The organism is Tardiphaga sp. (assembly GCF_041424195.1).
In the GTDB taxonomy this organism is placed as follows: domain Bacteria; phylum Pseudomonadota; class Alphaproteobacteria; order Rhizobiales; family Xanthobacteraceae; genus Tardiphaga.
Genome location: NZ_JBGMOE010000051.1, coordinates 1 through 14,648, shown reverse-complemented (window position 1 = coordinate 14,648; position 14,648 = coordinate 1). Strand labels below are relative to the sequence as shown.

14 protein-coding genes are annotated in these 14,648 nt (G+C 62.5%); 9 read left to right on the top strand and 5 right to left on the bottom strand.

Annotated elements, in window-relative coordinates:
- The 7 genes from cpaB to ACEK02_RS08495 form a co-directional block, all read left to right on the top strand.
- Positions 1-419, top strand: a 419-nt coding sequence (gene cpaB, locus ACEK02_RS08525) for a Flp pilus assembly protein CpaB (protein WP_371421305.1), incomplete at its 5' end; no start/stop codon positions are given.
- Between the two features lie 17 nt (positions 420-436).
- Positions 437-1,891, top strand: coding sequence for a type II and III secretion system protein family protein (locus ACEK02_RS08520; RefSeq protein WP_371421304.1), 1,455 nt, complete (start codon positions 437-439; stop codon positions 1,889-1,891).
- A gap of 17 nt (positions 1,892-1,908) precedes the next feature.
- Entirely contained in the window at positions 1,909-2,649 is a 741-nt protein-coding gene (locus ACEK02_RS08515) for a CpaD family pilus assembly protein (RefSeq protein WP_371421303.1), read from the top strand.
- The gene (locus tag ACEK02_RS08510) at positions 2,646-3,914 is read left to right on the top strand and encodes a CpaE family protein (protein WP_371421302.1); all 1,269 of its coding nucleotides are present in this window, start codon (positions 2,646-2,648) and stop codon (positions 3,912-3,914) included. The genes ACEK02_RS08515 and ACEK02_RS08510 overlap by 4 nt, the downstream gene beginning before the upstream one ends.
- 21 nt (positions 3,915-3,935) lie before the next feature.
- Entirely contained in the window at positions 3,936-5,390 is a 1,455-nt protein-coding gene (locus ACEK02_RS08505; protein WP_371421301.1) for a CpaF family protein, read from the top strand.
- A gap of 10 nt (positions 5,391-5,400) precedes the next feature.
- On the top strand, positions 5,401-6,375 hold the full coding sequence (locus ACEK02_RS08500) for a type II secretion system F family protein (protein ID WP_371421300.1): 975 nt from the start codon (positions 5,401-5,403) through the stop codon (positions 6,373-6,375).
- 10 nt (positions 6,376-6,385) lie between these two features.
- Positions 6,386-7,360 carry a type II secretion system F family protein gene (locus tag ACEK02_RS08495; protein ID WP_371421299.1) on the top strand — a complete coding sequence of 325 codons (975 nt, stop codon included), beginning with the start codon at positions 6,386-6,388 and terminating at the stop codon, positions 7,358-7,360.
- A gap of 134 nt (positions 7,361-7,494) precedes the next feature.
- On the opposite strand, the gene ACEK02_RS08490 is transcribed toward ACEK02_RS08495, so the two are convergent.
- Entirely contained in the window at positions 7,495-8,298 is an 804-nt protein-coding gene (locus ACEK02_RS08490) for a tetratricopeptide repeat protein (RefSeq protein ID WP_371421298.1), read from the bottom strand.
- 173 nt (positions 8,299-8,471) lie between these two features.
- Between ACEK02_RS08490 and ACEK02_RS08485 the strand changes: the two genes are divergently transcribed.
- Positions 8,472-9,857 (top strand): M17 family metallopeptidase, encoded by a 1,386-nt coding sequence (locus ACEK02_RS08485; protein ID WP_371421297.1) that lies wholly within the window; start codon positions 8,472-8,474, stop codon positions 9,855-9,857.
- Complete coding sequence (locus tag ACEK02_RS08480) at positions 9,850-10,701, top strand: NlpC/P60 family protein (RefSeq protein WP_371421296.1); 852 nt, start codon at positions 9,850-9,852, stop codon at positions 10,699-10,701. Before ACEK02_RS08485 ends, ACEK02_RS08480 begins: the two co-directional genes overlap by 8 nt.
- On the opposite strand, the gene ACEK02_RS08475 is transcribed toward ACEK02_RS08480, so the two are convergent.
- The 4 genes from ACEK02_RS08475 to ACEK02_RS08460 form a co-directional block, all read right to left on the bottom strand.
- Positions 10,685-11,344 carry an NUDIX domain-containing protein gene (locus ACEK02_RS08475; protein ID WP_371421295.1) on the bottom strand — a complete coding sequence of 220 codons (660 nt, stop codon included), beginning with the start codon at positions 11,342-11,344 and terminating at the stop codon, positions 10,685-10,687. The genes ACEK02_RS08480 and ACEK02_RS08475 overlap by 17 nt on opposite strands.
- Positions 11,345-11,347: 3 nt before the next feature.
- Positions 11,348-12,985, bottom strand: a complete 1,638-nt coding sequence (locus tag ACEK02_RS08470) for an ABC transporter ATP-binding protein (protein ID WP_371421294.1) — start codon at positions 12,983-12,985, stop codon at positions 11,348-11,350.
- Positions 12,986-12,994: 9 nt separating this feature from the next.
- Complete coding sequence (locus ACEK02_RS08465; protein WP_371421293.1) at positions 12,995-14,173, bottom strand: ABC transporter permease; 1,179 nt, start codon at positions 14,171-14,173, stop codon at positions 12,995-12,997.
- The coding region (locus ACEK02_RS08460) for an ABC transporter permease subunit (protein WP_371421292.1) at positions 14,173-14,648 on the bottom strand (476 nt) is incomplete at its 5' end. The genes ACEK02_RS08465 and ACEK02_RS08460, both read right to left, overlap by 1 nt.

Here is a 14,648-nt window from a genome sequence, read left to right as displayed (position 1 = left end):
GCATGCGCGCCGTCTCCACCGAAATTTCGCCGGAAACCGGCGCCGGCGGCTTCATTTTGCCGAACGACCGCGTCGACGTGCTCCTGTCGAAGCGTGAGCGGGGCGGCGATCGCGGCGGCATGGAGGTCATCAACTCCGAGATCATCCTGAACAATATCCGCGTTCTCGCCATCGATCAGGCCCCCAAGGAAAAGGACGGCCAGAATTCAGTCGTGGGCAAGACCGCAACGCTCGAATTGAAGCCTGAACAGGCCGAGTTGCTCGCCCGCGCGCGGCAGAGCGGCACCATCTCGCTGGCGTTGCGGGCCCTGGTCGATGCCAACGCGCCGGCGCCGGTTGAAGATCCCAATGGCGGCAAGCACGACAGCATTAACATCGTGCGTTACGGCATCCCGTCGACCGCGACCGTGACGAAGTGATCAAGAGGACGCAGGCGATGAAGCGCATCACAACAGGCGGATCGATGCGGGCCCTTGCAGCCCACGCGCTGTCGCTCACCGCCATCACGGCGCTCACGATCAATCCCGTATTGACGGCAGTCTTCGCGGCCGACGCCACGTCCATGCAAGCCGGCAGCGCCGGCCCCTTGAACGCGAAATTCCTGCCGCTCGGCATCGGCAAGTCGATCGTCATCGACCTGCCGCGCGACATCAAGGATGTGCTGGTCGCCGATCCCAAGATCGCCAACGCCGTCGTCCGTTCGGCGCAGCGCGCCTACATCATCGGTGCGACCGTCGGCCAGACCAACATCGTATTCTTCGACGTCAGCGGCCAGCAGATCGCCGCCTATGATATCGCCGTCACGCGCGATCTGAACGGTATTCGGGCCGCGCTCAAGCAGACCATGCCCAATGCCGATATTCGGATCGAAGGTCTCGGTGATAGCGTGATGCTGTCGGGTACGGCATCGAGCCAGCTCGAAGCGCAGCAGGCCGCGGACCTCGCGGCGCGCCTTGCCGGCGGCATGGACAAGGTCGTGAACAGCATCTCGGTGCGCGGACGTGATCAGGTCATGCTCAAGGTCACCGTTGCGGAAGTCCAGCGGAACATCGTCAAGCAGCTCGGCGTCGATCTGTCGGCATCGATGAGCTATGGCACGTCCGTCGTCACCTTCAACAACAGCAATCCGTTCACGGCGCGCGGCAGCAGCCTGGTCGGCGATAATCTCCTCAAGGGATCCTTCGGATCGACGCCATCCGTCACGGCAACGCTGAAGGCGATGGAAAACGCCGGCGTCATCCGGACACTCGCCGAGCCCACGCTGACCGCCATCTCCGGCGAGACCGCCAATTTCCTTGCAGGCGGTGAATTCCCGGTCCCCGGCGGCAATACCTGCGATCCCACGACGCGGATCTGTACGACACAGATCACCTTCAAGAAGTTCGGTATCTCGCTGGGCTTCACGCCAGTGGTTCTGAGCGAAGGTCGTATCAGCCTGCGTGTCGGCACCGAAGTCTCCGAACTGTCGCAGGAAAATTCCGTCACGATCAGCGGAACGTCGATCCCGGCGATCAAGGTCAACCGTGCGGACACCACGCTCGAGATCCCGTCCGGCGGTTCGATGGTGATGGCCGGCCTTATCAAGCAGCAGACCAAAGCGGCCATCAGCGGCCTGCCGGGCATGTCGCAATTGCCCGTGCTGGGCACGCTGTTCCGCAGCCGGGATTACGTCAACAACAACACCGAGCTGATGGTCCTGGTCACGCCTTATGTGGTCCGCGCCGTCGCACAGAAGGATCTCTCTCGTCCGGATGACGGCTTCGTGGATGCATCCGATCCGCAGGCCGATCTGCTCGGCAACGTCAACCGCATCTATGGCGCACCGCACCGCACCGAGCCGACCCAACCGACGCGCAGTTATCACGGCGCTTTCGGCTTCATCACGGATTGAGACGGGGCAAGTATCAGATGACCATGATCAATTACACAGCGATACATTCTTCGCGCAAGCGGACTGCCACCGGCGCGCTGCTGTTCCTGGCGCTTGCGCTCGGTGGGTGCAAGACCGTTGCGCAGGACACCACGTCAAGCATACCGGACGATTACCGGCTGCGGCATCCCATCGTTGTCGAAGAGCGGGCCAAGACCACCGAGGTCTTCGTCGGCAGCCAGCGTGGCGGCCTGTCGGCGACACAGCGCGCGGATGTCATATCGCTCGGTCAGGACTGGTTGCGCGAAGGCACCGGCGTCATCACCGCGGAGGTGCCGGTCAACACACCGAATGCACGCGCCGCCAAAGAGTCTTATCGCGAGGTTCATTCACTCCTGATGGCGATCGGCGTGCCGCAGAACGGCGTCCTGATGCGCAACTATCAGCCGAGCGATCCGCGTATGCTGCCGACCATCCGCGTCAGCTACCCGCTGATCGCGGCTTCGGCCGGTCCGTGCGGCACCTGGCCCGACGACCTTGCATCGTCGATTAAGAACAAGGGCTATCTCGCGAACAAGCCGTATTACAATCTCGGCTGCGCCCAGCAACGCAATCTCGCCGCCATGGTCGCCAATCCTTCGGACCTGGTTCAGCCGCGCGCCGAAACCCCTGTCTATGCCGGCCGACGTACCGTCGTGCTGGACAAGTATCGCAAGGGTGAGAGCACTGCGACGACCTATCCCGAAGACAAGACCAAAATCAGCAATGTGGGCCAATGATTAGCTACGCGCAGAAAACCGCAGACGAAGAATCCGCCGCCGCAACGCCCGCGGCAGAGGAGCATATTGCGCCGGCACCACGCGTGTCGGTGCAGGCGTTCTGCGAGACCGTCGAAACCGCTGCCGCCGTGCAGGCCGCCGCGGAAGACAGGCGTCTGGGCAAGGCCCACATCAAAATTCAGATGGGCGGCATGGCGGCGGCCATCGAAGCCTATCGGTCGGCACCGACGCCGAATGTCATTGTTCTCGAGACCGAACCGCGTGGCGACATTCTCGCTGGTCTTGATCAGCTGGCGACGGTTTGCGACGCCGGCACCCGCGTCGTGGTGATCGGCAAGGTCAACGATGTCACGCTGTACCGCGAGCTCGTTCGTCGCGGCGTCAGCGACTACGTGATCGCGCCTGTTGCGACCATCGACGTCGTTCGTTCGATCTGCGGACTGTTCTCGGCGCCCGAAGCCAAGGCGGTCGGCCGCATCATTGCCGTGGTCGGCGCCAAGGGCGGCGTCGGCGCGTCCACCATCGCCCACAACGTTGCCTGGGCGATCGCGCGCGATCTGGCGCTGGACTCCGTTGTCGCCGATCTCGATCTCGCCTTTGGAACTGCCGGGCTGGACTACAACCAGGACCCACCGCAGGGCATCGCCGACGCAGTATTTTCGCCGGACCGTGTCGATACCGCCTTCATAGACCGACTGCTGTCGAAATGCACCGATCATCTCAGTCTGCTGGCTGCCCCCGCCACGCTGGACCGCGTCTACGACTTTGGCAGCGAAGCCTTCGATTCGATCTTTGACACATTACGCTCGACGATGCCCTGCATCGTGCTCGACGTTCCGCATCAATGGTCGGGCTGGACCAAGCGGGCACTGATCGGCGCGGACGACATCCTGATCGTCGCGGCGCCGGATCTCGCCAACCTGCGCAATACCAAGAACATGTACGATCTGATCAAGGCCTCGCGCCCCAATGATCGTGCACCGCTGTACTGCCTCAATCAGGTCGGCGTTCCGAAGCGGCCCGAGATCAGCGCCAGTGAATTCGCCAAGGCCATCGAGACGCCGCCGATCGTCACGATCCCGTTCGATCCGCAGATGTTCGGCTCGGCCGCCAATAATGGTCAGATGATTGCCGAGATTGCTGCCAACCATCGCACCACGGAACTCTTTCTGCAAATTGCGCAGCGGCTGACCGGCCGCGGCGAGACCAAGAAGCCACGAGGATCCTTCCTGGGTCCGTTCCTGGAGAAGTTGCGGTCGAAGTAATTCACCGCATGGAGTATTATCGTGTTTGGTAAGCGTAGCGGAACAGATACCGATGTCCGGGCCGTCAAGCCCCTCGGCGCGCCGGGGCCATCTCCCGGCGCGATGACTGCGTCTGCGCCGCCAGCCGTGTCATCGCCGCCGCTGTCACCTGCCCGCGCAGCACCGGCCCCCGTCGTCGCTGAGCGCCGCTCCGAGAATTACTATCAGGTCAAGGCGACGATTTTCGGCGCCCTGATCGAAGCTATCGACCTCGCGCAGCTTGCCAAGCTCGACGGCGAGTCCGCGCGGGAGGAAATCCGCGACATCGTGAACGAGATCATCGCGATCAAGAACATCGTGATGTCCATCGCCGAGCAGGAAGAACTGCTCGACGATATCTGCAACGACGTACTCGGCTACGGGCCGCTCGAGCCGTTGCTGGCACGCGACGACATCGCCGACATCATGGTCAATGGCGCCGGCACGGTGTTCATCGAAGTCGCCGGCAAGATCCAGAAGACCGGCATCCGTTTCCGCGACAATCAGCAACTGCTGAATATCTGCCAGCGCATCGTCAGCCAGGTCGGCCGCCGCGTCGACGAATCCTCACCGATCTGCGACGCCCGTCTTGCCGACGGCTCGCGCGTCAACGCCATCGTGCCGCCGCTGGCCATCGATGGTCCTGCGCTGACGATTCGTAAGTTCAAGAAGGACAAGCTGACGCTCGAGCAGTTGGTCAAATTCGGCGCGATCTCGCCAGACGGCGCCCAGATCCTCCAGATCATCGGCCGCTGCCGCGCCAACGTGCTGATCTCCGGCGGTACCGGCTCGGGCAAGACCACCCTGCTGAACTGCCTCACCAACTATATCGACGACGACGAGCGTATCATCACCTGTGAGGACGCCGCGGAACTTCAGCTGCAACAGCCGCACGTGGTGCGCCTAGAAACCCGGCCGCCGAATATCGAAGGCGAAGGCCAGATCACGATGCGCGAACTGGTGCGCAACTGTCTGCGTATGCGCCCGGAGCGGATCATCGTCGGCGAAGTCCGCGGACCTGAGGCGTTCGACCTGCTGCAGGCGATGAATACCGGCCATGACGGCTCGATGGGCACCCTGCACGCCAATAATCCGCGTGAAGCGCTTTCGCGCTGCGAATCCATGATCACCATGGGCGGCTTCTCACTGCCGTCGCGCACCATCCGCGAAATGATCTGCGCATCGATCGACGTCATCGTTCAGGCGGCCCGTCTTCGCGACGGTTCGCGTCGCATCACGCACATCACCGAGGTGATGGGCATGGAAGGCGACACCATCATTACGCAGGATCTGTTCGTCTACGACATGGTGGGCGAAGACGCCAACGGCAACATCATTGGACGGCACCGCTCGACCGGCATTGGCCGCCCGCGGTTCTGGGATCGTGCCCGCTATTACGGCGAGGAGAAGCGGCTCGCGGCGGCGCTCGACGCTTCCGAAGTCATAGCGCCGAACTGAGGAGCGAGTGATGAACATGCAGGCGCTCGCATTGGCATTCATGGCCAGCATCGCTGTCGGCGGTCTGGCCTGGGTATTCCTCTATCCTCTCCTGTCCGGCGAGAAGAAGGCCGAGGTCCGCCGTGCATCGGTGGCGCGGACGGAGCCCGTGGCGCGCCAGGTCGACAGGACCCAGCGCTCCCGGCGCGAGCAGGTCGAAGGATCGCTCAAGGAAGTCGAAGCACGTCTTCAGAAGGAAAAGAAGATCCCGCTCGGAATCCGGATCGCGCAGGCCGGTCTCGACTGGAGCGACCAGAAATTCATGGTGATTTCCGGCATTCTGGGGGGTGGAAGCTTCCTGATGACAATGCTGTTTGGCAGCGGTCTGCTCGCGGCGGCAGGCCTCGGTTTCGCCGCCGGCTTCGGGCTTCCGCGCTGGGTCCTCAGCTTTCTCAAGAAGCGGCGTGAAGCCGCCTTCCTCAAAGCACTGCCGGATGCCGTCGACGTCATCGTTCGCGGTATCAAGGCGGGCCTGCCGCTGTTCGATTCGATCAAGGTTGTCGCCGCCGACGCGTCGGAACCCCTCCGCAGCGAATTTCTTGCCATCATCGAAACCCAGACGATCGGTATGCCGCTCGGCGATGCCTGTGCGCGGCTCTATGAGCGCATGCCGCTGCCGGAAGCCAACTTCTTCGGCATCGTCATCGCAATTCAGCAGAAATCGGGCGGCAATCTCTCGGAAGCTCTCGGCAATCTCTCAAAGGTGTTGCGCGACCGCAAGAAGATGGCCGAGAAAATCCAGGCGATGTCGATGGAAGCCAAGGCCTCCGCCGGCATCATCGGCTCGCTGCCGCCGATCGTGATGTTGCTCGTCTATCTCAGCACGCCCGAATATATTTCGCTGCTGTGGACCCATCCGACAGGCCGGCTGATGCTGGCCGCCTGCGTCGTCTGGATGTCCTGCGGCATCTTCGTCATGAAGCGCATGATCAACTTCGACTTCTGATGGTGCTGGCATGGTCGATCTTCTGATAGCAAAGCTCCACGACATCCGTTTCATGACGATGCTGCTTGCCGCGATCGCGGTTGCAGCAACGGCCTACAGCCTGCTCACGCCGCTCTTCGCCGGCGACGGTCTCGCCAAGCGGATGAAGGCAGTAGCCAGCGAGCGGGAGCGGCTGCGGCAGCGCGAGCGGGATCGCATGGCCAAGGGCGAGAAGGTCTCACTGCGCCAGACGCCGAAGCAACTCGTCTCCAAGGTCGTGACCGACTTCAACCTCGGCAAATGGCTGGCGCAGGAAGCCGCCCTCGACAAGCTGGTCATGGCCGGTTATCGCGGCCAGGCGCCTTATGTCACCTTCCTGTTCTTCCGCGCCGTCACGCCGATCGCCTTCCTCTTTTTTGCGGTCCTCTATGTGTTCGTGATCTCGCGCATGGAACAGTCGATGCCCATCAAGATCGGCATGTGCCTTGGCGCCGCCTATCTTGGCCTGCAGGCACCGATGATCTTTCTCAAGAACGCGATCTCCAAGCGCCAGCTTTCAATCCGCCGCGCATTTCCAGATGCGCTCGATCTGCTGCTGATCTGCATCGAATCCGGCATGTCCATCGAGGTCGCGTTTCGCCGCGTGTCCATCGAAATCGGATCGCAGTCGGTGGCGCTGGCCGAGGAATTCACGCTGACCACGGCCGAACTGTCTTATCTGCAGGATCGCAAGGTTGCATATGAGAACCTCGCAAAGCGCACCGGACTGGAGGGTGTCAAATCGGTCTGTCTGGCGCTGATGCAATCGGAACGCTATGGCACCCCGCTCGGTCAGAGCCTTCGCGTGATGGCGCAGGAAAACCGCGACATGCGTATGAACGACGCCGAGAAGAAGGCCGCCGCGCTGCCGCCGAAGCTGACGGTGCCGATGATCCTGTTCTTCCTGCCGGTGCTGTTCGTCGTCATTCTCGGCCCGACGGGCATCAAGGTCGCGGCGATGCAGTGAGACGGCCTCCGCGCCGCGGTTGAGATTTGAGATCCGTCATCGCATCACACAAAAATCCAGAGATCTCACGATCTCTGGATTTTGTCTGTCACAGACCACGCGCAACGGCGTTCGATCGAAGTTGAGATGATCGCTTACGACCGGCGCGGTGCGTCATTGTCCTGCGCGCCCAAGCGCGGCGTGTCCTTGCTGCTCAGCATCTGCTTGAGATAGGCGACATTCGCTGCCGCTTCGTCCGGCGGAAGGTCGGCCTTGACGATGGACTCCGCTTCACCGAACCGGCCCTGCAGGCCAACCACAAGACCCAGATTCTGGCGAACGCGCGGATCGACATTGCCGTGGCCCTGCGCGCGGCGCAGTGTCGCCTCTGCCTGCGGCAGATCCTTCGAGAGCATGTAGGACAGGCCGAGATTGGAAAGCACGGAGGGCTCCTCCGGCCGGATCTTCAGCGCGCTGCCGTAATAGCGGCGCGCTTCGTCATGCTTGCCCATCTGGTCCAGGACGGCGCCCTGAGCCGAAAGAATGCGCCAGTCCGGATTGGCCGGGCTATGTGCGGTGGTCAGAACGTCGAAGGCCCGCTGGAAGCTGCCGGTGTCGGCCAGCGCACGGCCGTAGCCGGCCAATAGCGGCCTATTGCTTGGATTTGTCAGGGTCGCTTGTTCGAACACGGACACGGCCTGGGCGCGCTGGCCATTGGCGCGCAGCGCCTGGCCGTAGCGCAAGGCTATGTCGGCATCCTTCGGATTCGCACGGTAGCGTTCGCCATAGACTTCGACGGCCCGGGCGGGATCTGTATCGGCCGGCGCTTCCGCGCGGGCGCCAAGGGAACCGGTGATATCGGACATGCCTGCGGTCTTGCAGCCGGCAAGGCCTGTCGCCAGGATTGCCGTCACTGCCGCGGTCGTCAGAAGCCGGGCAAGACAAGGGGGCTGACGCATGGCAATTTGACTCAACAATGGAGCGGGCGGACGAGGCGGATGCCTTCAGCAATAGAGTGTTAACCCTAATGGCTGGTTAATCGGCGCAGGCCACGCCATATCCTCACATACCGTCGCTTGACGCCCTTTGCGCTTCAGGTGTCATTGCCGCTCCCTTTCGCGAGATTCTGCATATGCATTCCGCCTTCGACACGACCCCTGCCACCGCCCCGGCCATTCCTATCACCTTCGCGACCAAGACAACCTGGCCCGAAGTCAGTGCGGCACTCCCCGCGACCGCGAAGGCTTTCGCCGCGGCCAACGGCTTTGCGGCGAAGCCCGGCGCCTGGCTGGCGTTGCCGGCAACGGATGGCCAGATCGCCCAGGTCATCTTCGGGCTGGAAGACGAGAGCGCGACATCACGCGACCTGTTCCGCCCGGGGCAGTTGCCCGGCCTGCTTCCACCGGGCACCTACCGTTTCGCCAACGCCCCCCACGACACCCGCCTCGCCGTGCTGGCTTTCGCCCTCGGCAGCTATCGTTTTGACCGTTATCGCAAGAATGACGCGCCCAAGGTGAAGCTGGTGCCGCCGGAAGGCATCGATGTCGCCGATATCAGCCGCATGGCTGAGGCCGCGGCACTGGCGCGCGATCTCATCAATACGCCGTCGAACGATATGGGACCGGAAGAACTCGCCCAGACTGCCAGGGATCTCGCCGCGCGTTTTGGTGCGGAGTTCAACTGCATCGTCGGCGACGATCTCGTGCAGCAGAATTTTCCGCTGATCCACGCCGTGGGCATGGCCTCGACGCGTGCGCCACGGCTGATCGATTTCTCGTGGGGTGATCCGTCGCATCCAAAGGTGACGCTGGTCGGGAAAGGCGTCTGCTTCGACACCGGTGGCCTCGACCTCAAGCCATCGAGTGGCATGCTGATCATGAAGAAGGACATGGGTGGCGCCGCCAATGTCCTGGCGCTGGCACTGATGGTGATGGACGCGAAGCTCAAGGTGCGGTTGCGCGTACTGATCCCTGCGGTGGAGAACGCCGTTGCCGGCAATGCCTTCCGCCCGCTCGATATTTTCAAGTCGCGCAAGGGCCCAACCGTCGAGATCGGCAACACCGACGCCGAGGGCCGCCTGGTGCTGGCCGATGCGCTCGCCTATGCCGACGAGGAGAAGCCGGAGCTGCTGGTCGATCTGGGCACGCTGACCGGCGCCGCACGCGTGGCGCTCGGCCCCGATCTGCCGCCCTACTACACCAATGACGAGACGCTGGCGCTCGATGTCGCGCGCTGTGCGAAGGAGCAGAACGATCCACTCTGGCGGCTGCCCCTCTGGGCTCCCTACGATGCCTGGCTCGACTCCAAGGTGGCCAATATCAACAACGCGCCCTCCGGCGGCTTTGCCGGCTCGATCACCTGCGCGCTGTTTCTGCAGCGTTTCGTCGAAGCCGCGACGAGCTGGCTGCATGTTGATATCTATGGCTGGACACCATCGGCAAGGCCAGCGCGCCCCGAAGGCGGCGAGTGTCAGGCTGCCCGCGCGATCTATCAGCTCTTGAGCCAACGCTATGGATAAACACGACCCCCGGCTCACGCCTGCGCGCCCGGACGTGGCCGCGCGATATCTTGAGGGCAAGGTCGAAGCCGCGCGTTTCGTCGACGGCGAGGAATTCGAGGTTGCCGATGGCGTCACCTCCATGCGGCTCCAGCCATTCTCCGGCGCCGAAATGAATACGCAGGCCTTGAAGGGCGAGCGCTTCACCGTCTACGACCGCAACGAAGAAGGCTGGGCCTGGGGTCAACTCAATGGCGACGGCTATGTCGGCTGGCTCTCGGATCTCGCACTCTATCCACCCGGCCCGACACCGACACACAAGGTGACCGCGCTCCGGACGTTCCTTTTTCCCGGTCCCTCCATCAAGCTGCCGCCGACGGATACGCTGCCGCTCGGCGCGCGCCTGGCCATCCTCAAGATGACCGATGCGTTTGCGATGACCAATGCCGGACATTGCGTGCCGAGGCAGCATGTCGCGGAGATCGATGCATTCGAGACCGACTTCGTTGCCGTGGCCGAACGTTTCGTCGGTACACCCTATCTGTGGGGCGGCAAGAGCAGCCTCGGTATCGATTGCTCCGGGCTGGTGCAGATCGCACTGACCGCAGCGGGAACCGGGTGCCCGCGCGACAGCGACATGCAGGAGAGCGGCCTCGGCCGTGCCTTGTCAGATACCGAAATGCAGCATCTGAAGCGCGGCGACCTGATCTTCTGGAAAGGCCACGTCGCTATCGTCCGCGATGCCGACACGATCGTGCATGCCAATGCGCATCACATGGCAACAGCCATCGAGAACACGAAAGGCGCGATTGCGCGGATCAAGGCGACTGGCAGCGACGTGACCAACATCAGACGACTGGACTAGGCACCGCGCGCGCGTAGTAATCCTGCAGGCGGTCCCGGTGCAGCGCCAGCCATTGCAGGGCGCTGACCATCAGACCGTTGTAAACCGCACGGCCATCCAACGCTGCGATCGCCTCATCTATGGAAACGACGAAGGGACGGGTATCCTCCGTCTCGCCCACAAGACCGCCGCGATCCGGCACCCTGCTGCTGTCCACGAAGCCGAGAAAGAACGTGACATATTCATCGGTGAAACCGGGCGTCGGCAGCACGCTATAGAGTTCAAACACACGCTGTGGCGTTACGCCGATCTCTTCTGCACATTCGCGCGCAGCCGCTGCGAGCGGCGTTTCGTCCCCATCGATCCGCCCGGCGACGATTTCGACCATTTCACCCCGCCCCGTCGCCAGATGCGCCGGCAAACGGAACTGGTGAATGAGCACCACCTTGCCGCGTTCCAGATCGATGGGAAGCACCGCTGCCACCTTGCTCGCGCGCAACACGTCGCGCTGCTGCCGCAACGTCTCATCGTCCGCGCGAATGATCGCGATATCGTATCGCTCGTAGGTCATGAAACCACGCCCGACCACTGTCGGAGCCGAGATCGCGACATCGGCAACACGGTCCATAATCGTGGAACGGTGATCGTTGTCTTTCGTCATCATGTCCTACTGCGCAGCAGCCCCACCCGGCGCTGTCTCGATCCGGAACGCCGCGGCAAAGAGCGCGCGGGTGTAATCGCTCTTTGGATTCTTGAACAGGTCTGCCGCCGGCCCTTCTTCAACCACCTTGCCGTGCCGCATCACGATGAGATGGCTCGCCAGTGACGCGACCACACGCAGGTCGTGCGAGATAAACAGATAAGTGAGATCGCGCTTGCGCTGCAGCTCGCGCAGGAGATCCACCATCTGGGCCTGGAACAGCATGTCGAGCGCACTCGTCGGCTCATCCAGAACGACGAAACTCGGCTCCAGCACGGCAGCGCGCGCGATGCTGATGCGCTGGCGCTGGCCGCCGGAGAATTCATGCGGATAGCGGAACCGCGTCTTGGAATCGAGGCCGACGTCTTCCAGCGCCTTGACGACACGCGCCTCGCGATCCTCCGCAGAGAGAGAGGGCTGATGCACGCTCAGACCTTCGGCCACGATATCGCCGACCGACATACGCGGCGACAGCGCGCCGAACGGATCCTGAAACACGATCTGCATGTCACGCCGGATCGGCCGCATGTCCTTGAACTGCAGGCCCTGGATATCCCTGCTCAGGAACACAATCGGTCCCTGCGAGGAGATCAGCCGCAGCAATGCGAGCCCCAACGTGGTCTTGCCCGAGCCGGACTCGCCGACCACCCCCAGCGTTTCGCCCTGGCGCACCTTCAGGCTGACGCCGTCCACGGCCTTCACGTGACCGACCGTCTTGCGCAACAATCCGCGCTTGATCGGAAACCAGACCTTGAGATCGTCCGTGGACATCACCACCGGCGCCTCCGGGCGCGGCGGCGCCGGATCGGGCTTCGGTTCGGCGGCAAGCAGATCGCGCGTATAGGGATGTTGTGGCGACGTGAACACCTGCTCCACCGGCCCCTGCTCGACGATCTTGCCGTTGTTCATGACACAGACGGTGTCGGCGATACGGCGAACGATGCCGAGATCATGTGTGATGAACAGCAGGCTCATCCCCAGCCGCTGCCGGATATCGGCCAGCAGTGCAAGGATCTGCGCCTGCACCGTGACATCCAGCGCGGTGGTCGGCTCATCGGCGATCAGGAGATCAGGTTCATTGGCGAGCGCCATCGCGATCATCACACGCTGGCGCTGACCGCCCGAGAGCTGATGCGGATAGCTGGCGAGACGCGTCTCCGGATCGGGAATGCCGACCTGCGTCAGCAGTTCCAGCGTGCGTTCACGCGCCTTGCTGCCGCGCATGCCGTTATGGAGCTGCAGAATCTCGCCGATCTGCGCACCGATCGTGTGCAGCGGATTCAGCGAGGTCATCGGCTCCTGGAAGATGATGGAGATGTCGTTGCCGCGGATGCCGCGGATCTCGCGCTCCGACATACCCAGGAGTTCATGGCCCTTGAAGCGGATATGGCCGGACGGATGCGACGCTGTTGGATATGGCAGCAGCCGCAGGATCGACATGGCGCTGACGGATTTGCCCGAGCCGGATTCGCCCACCAGCGCGACGCACTCACCGCGCTTGATCTCGAACGACACCCTGTCGACCGCAACCGATGTATTGCCGCCATGGTGGAACGCGACCGAGAGATCGCGGACATCGAGCAGCGGCTGGTTGATGGCATCCATGCTGCGGCCCTATCTGAACGTCTTGCGCGGATCGAAGGCATCGCGGACGCCTTCGCCGATGAAGATCAACAGCGACAGCATGATCGCCACCGCGAAGAAACCGGTGAAACCGAGCCACGGTGCCTGCACATTGGCCTTGCCCTGCGACAGCAGCTCGCCGAGCGACGGCGAGCCTGGCGGCAGGCCGAAGCCGAGGAAATCCAGCGCGGTCAGCGTCATCACCGAGGACGAGACGATAAAGGGCAGGAAGGTCATGGTGGCGACCATAGCGTTCGGCAGCAAATGCCGGATCATGATCTTGGCGTTGGACACACCGAGAGCTCGCGCCGCCATGATATATTCGAAGTTGCGGCCACGCAGGAATTCTGCGCGCACGAGACCGACCAGCGACACCCATGAGAACAGCAGCAGGATGCCGAGCAGCACGAAGAAGCCCGGCACCAGCACCGACGACAGGATCAGCAGCAGATAGAGTGACGGGATCGCACTCCAGATCTCAATGAAGCGCTGGAAGGCCAAATCGACCCAGCCACCGAAATAGCCCTGCACGCCGCCTGCCGCGATGCCGATGATCGACGAGACAATCGTGAGCGCAAGACCGAACAGTACCGAGATGCGGAAGCCATAGATCAGCCGCGCCACGACATCGCGGCCCTGATCGTCAGTGCCGAGCCAGTTATATTCGAGGTCGCGGCAGCTCTTGAGGCCCTTCTTTTCGACCACCGGCTTGCACTGTTCCTCGGTGAGCATCCATGTCGGCTTTGACGGCGCCGGCGTCGGCAGATCGAGGTTGTGCGTGTCGTAGGAATAGCGGATCAGCGGCCAGAGAATGGTGCCGTTCTTCGCGGCGATCAGCTTCTGCAGGAAGGGATCGCGATAATCCGCCGCCGTCTCGAAATCACCGCCAAAGGTCGTCTCCGAATAGGTGACGAAAGCCGGAAAATACATCTTGCCGTCGAACTTGATGAAAAACGGCCGATCATTGGCGATCACCTCGGCAAACAGCGAGATGAAGAACAGAAACATGAAAATCCAGAACGACCAGTAGCCACGGCGATTGGACTTGAAGTTCTGCCAGCGGCGCTGGTTGAGCGGCGAGATGCCGAGCGGATGCCGCGACGGCGGCACGGCCTCGCCGAGCGGCGACTGCGTGGTGCTTTCCACAGGAAGGGGCGCGGTGATGGTCATCAGACTTCTCGCGCCTCAAAGTCGATCCGCGGATCTATCCACATATAGGCCAGATCGGACAGGAGATTCACGACGAGACCGACCAGCGAAAAGATGAACAGCGTGCCGAACACTACGGGGTAATCGCGGTTGAGCACGCTTTCGAAGCCGAGGAGGCCGAGGCCGTCGAGCGAAAAGATGGTCTCGATCAGCAGCGAACCTGAGAAAAAGGCATGAATGAACGCGCCCGGGAATCCTGCGATGACGATCAGCATGGCATTGCGGAAAATGTGATTGTAGAGCACCTGCCGCTCGTTGCAGCCCTTGGCGCGCGCCGTCATCACATATTGCTTGCGGATTTCGTCGAGGAACGAGTTCTTGGTCAGCAGCGTCATGGTGGCGAAGGCGCCGAGCACCATCGAGATCAGCGGCAGCGTCATATGCCAGAAATAGTCGATGATCTTCCAGTACCACGGGAACTGGCTCCAGCCATCCG

Excerpts from the sequence above, each read along its gene's own strand:
- ACEK02_RS08510 (WP_371421302.1), top strand. The coding sequence starts at position 2,646 with ATGATTAGCTACGCGCAGAAAACCGCAGACGAAGAATCCGCCGCCGCA.
- ACEK02_RS08480 (WP_371421296.1), top strand. The coding sequence starts at position 9,850 with ATGGATAAACACGACCCCCGGCTCACGCCTGCGCGCCCGGACGTGGCC.
- ACEK02_RS08500 (WP_371421300.1), top strand. The coding sequence starts at position 5,401 with ATGAACATGCAGGCGCTCGCATTGGCATTCATGGCCAGCATCGCTGTC.
- ACEK02_RS08485 (WP_371421297.1), top strand. The coding sequence starts at position 8,472 with ATGCATTCCGCCTTCGACACGACCCCTGCCACCGCCCCGGCCATTCCT.
- ACEK02_RS08475 (WP_371421295.1), bottom strand. The coding sequence starts at position 11,344 with ATGATGACGAAAGACAACGATCACCGTTCCACGATTATGGACCGTGTT.
- ACEK02_RS08470 (WP_371421294.1), bottom strand. The coding sequence starts at position 12,985 with ATGGATGCCATCAACCAGCCGCTGCTCGATGTCCGCGATCTCTCGGTC.
- ACEK02_RS08515 (WP_371421303.1), top strand. The coding sequence starts at position 1,909 with ATGACCATGATCAATTACACAGCGATACATTCTTCGCGCAAGCGGACT.
- ACEK02_RS08490 (WP_371421298.1), bottom strand. The coding sequence starts at position 8,298 with ATGCGTCAGCCCCCTTGTCTTGCCCGGCTTCTGACGACCGCGGCAGTG.
- ACEK02_RS08465 (WP_371421293.1), bottom strand. The coding sequence starts at position 14,173 with ATGACCATCACCGCGCCCCTTCCTGTGGAAAGCACCACGCAGTCGCCG.
- ACEK02_RS08520 (WP_371421304.1), top strand. The coding sequence starts at position 437 with ATGAAGCGCATCACAACAGGCGGATCGATGCGGGCCCTTGCAGCCCAC.
- ACEK02_RS08495 (WP_371421299.1), top strand. The coding sequence starts at position 6,386 with ATGGTCGATCTTCTGATAGCAAAGCTCCACGACATCCGTTTCATGACG.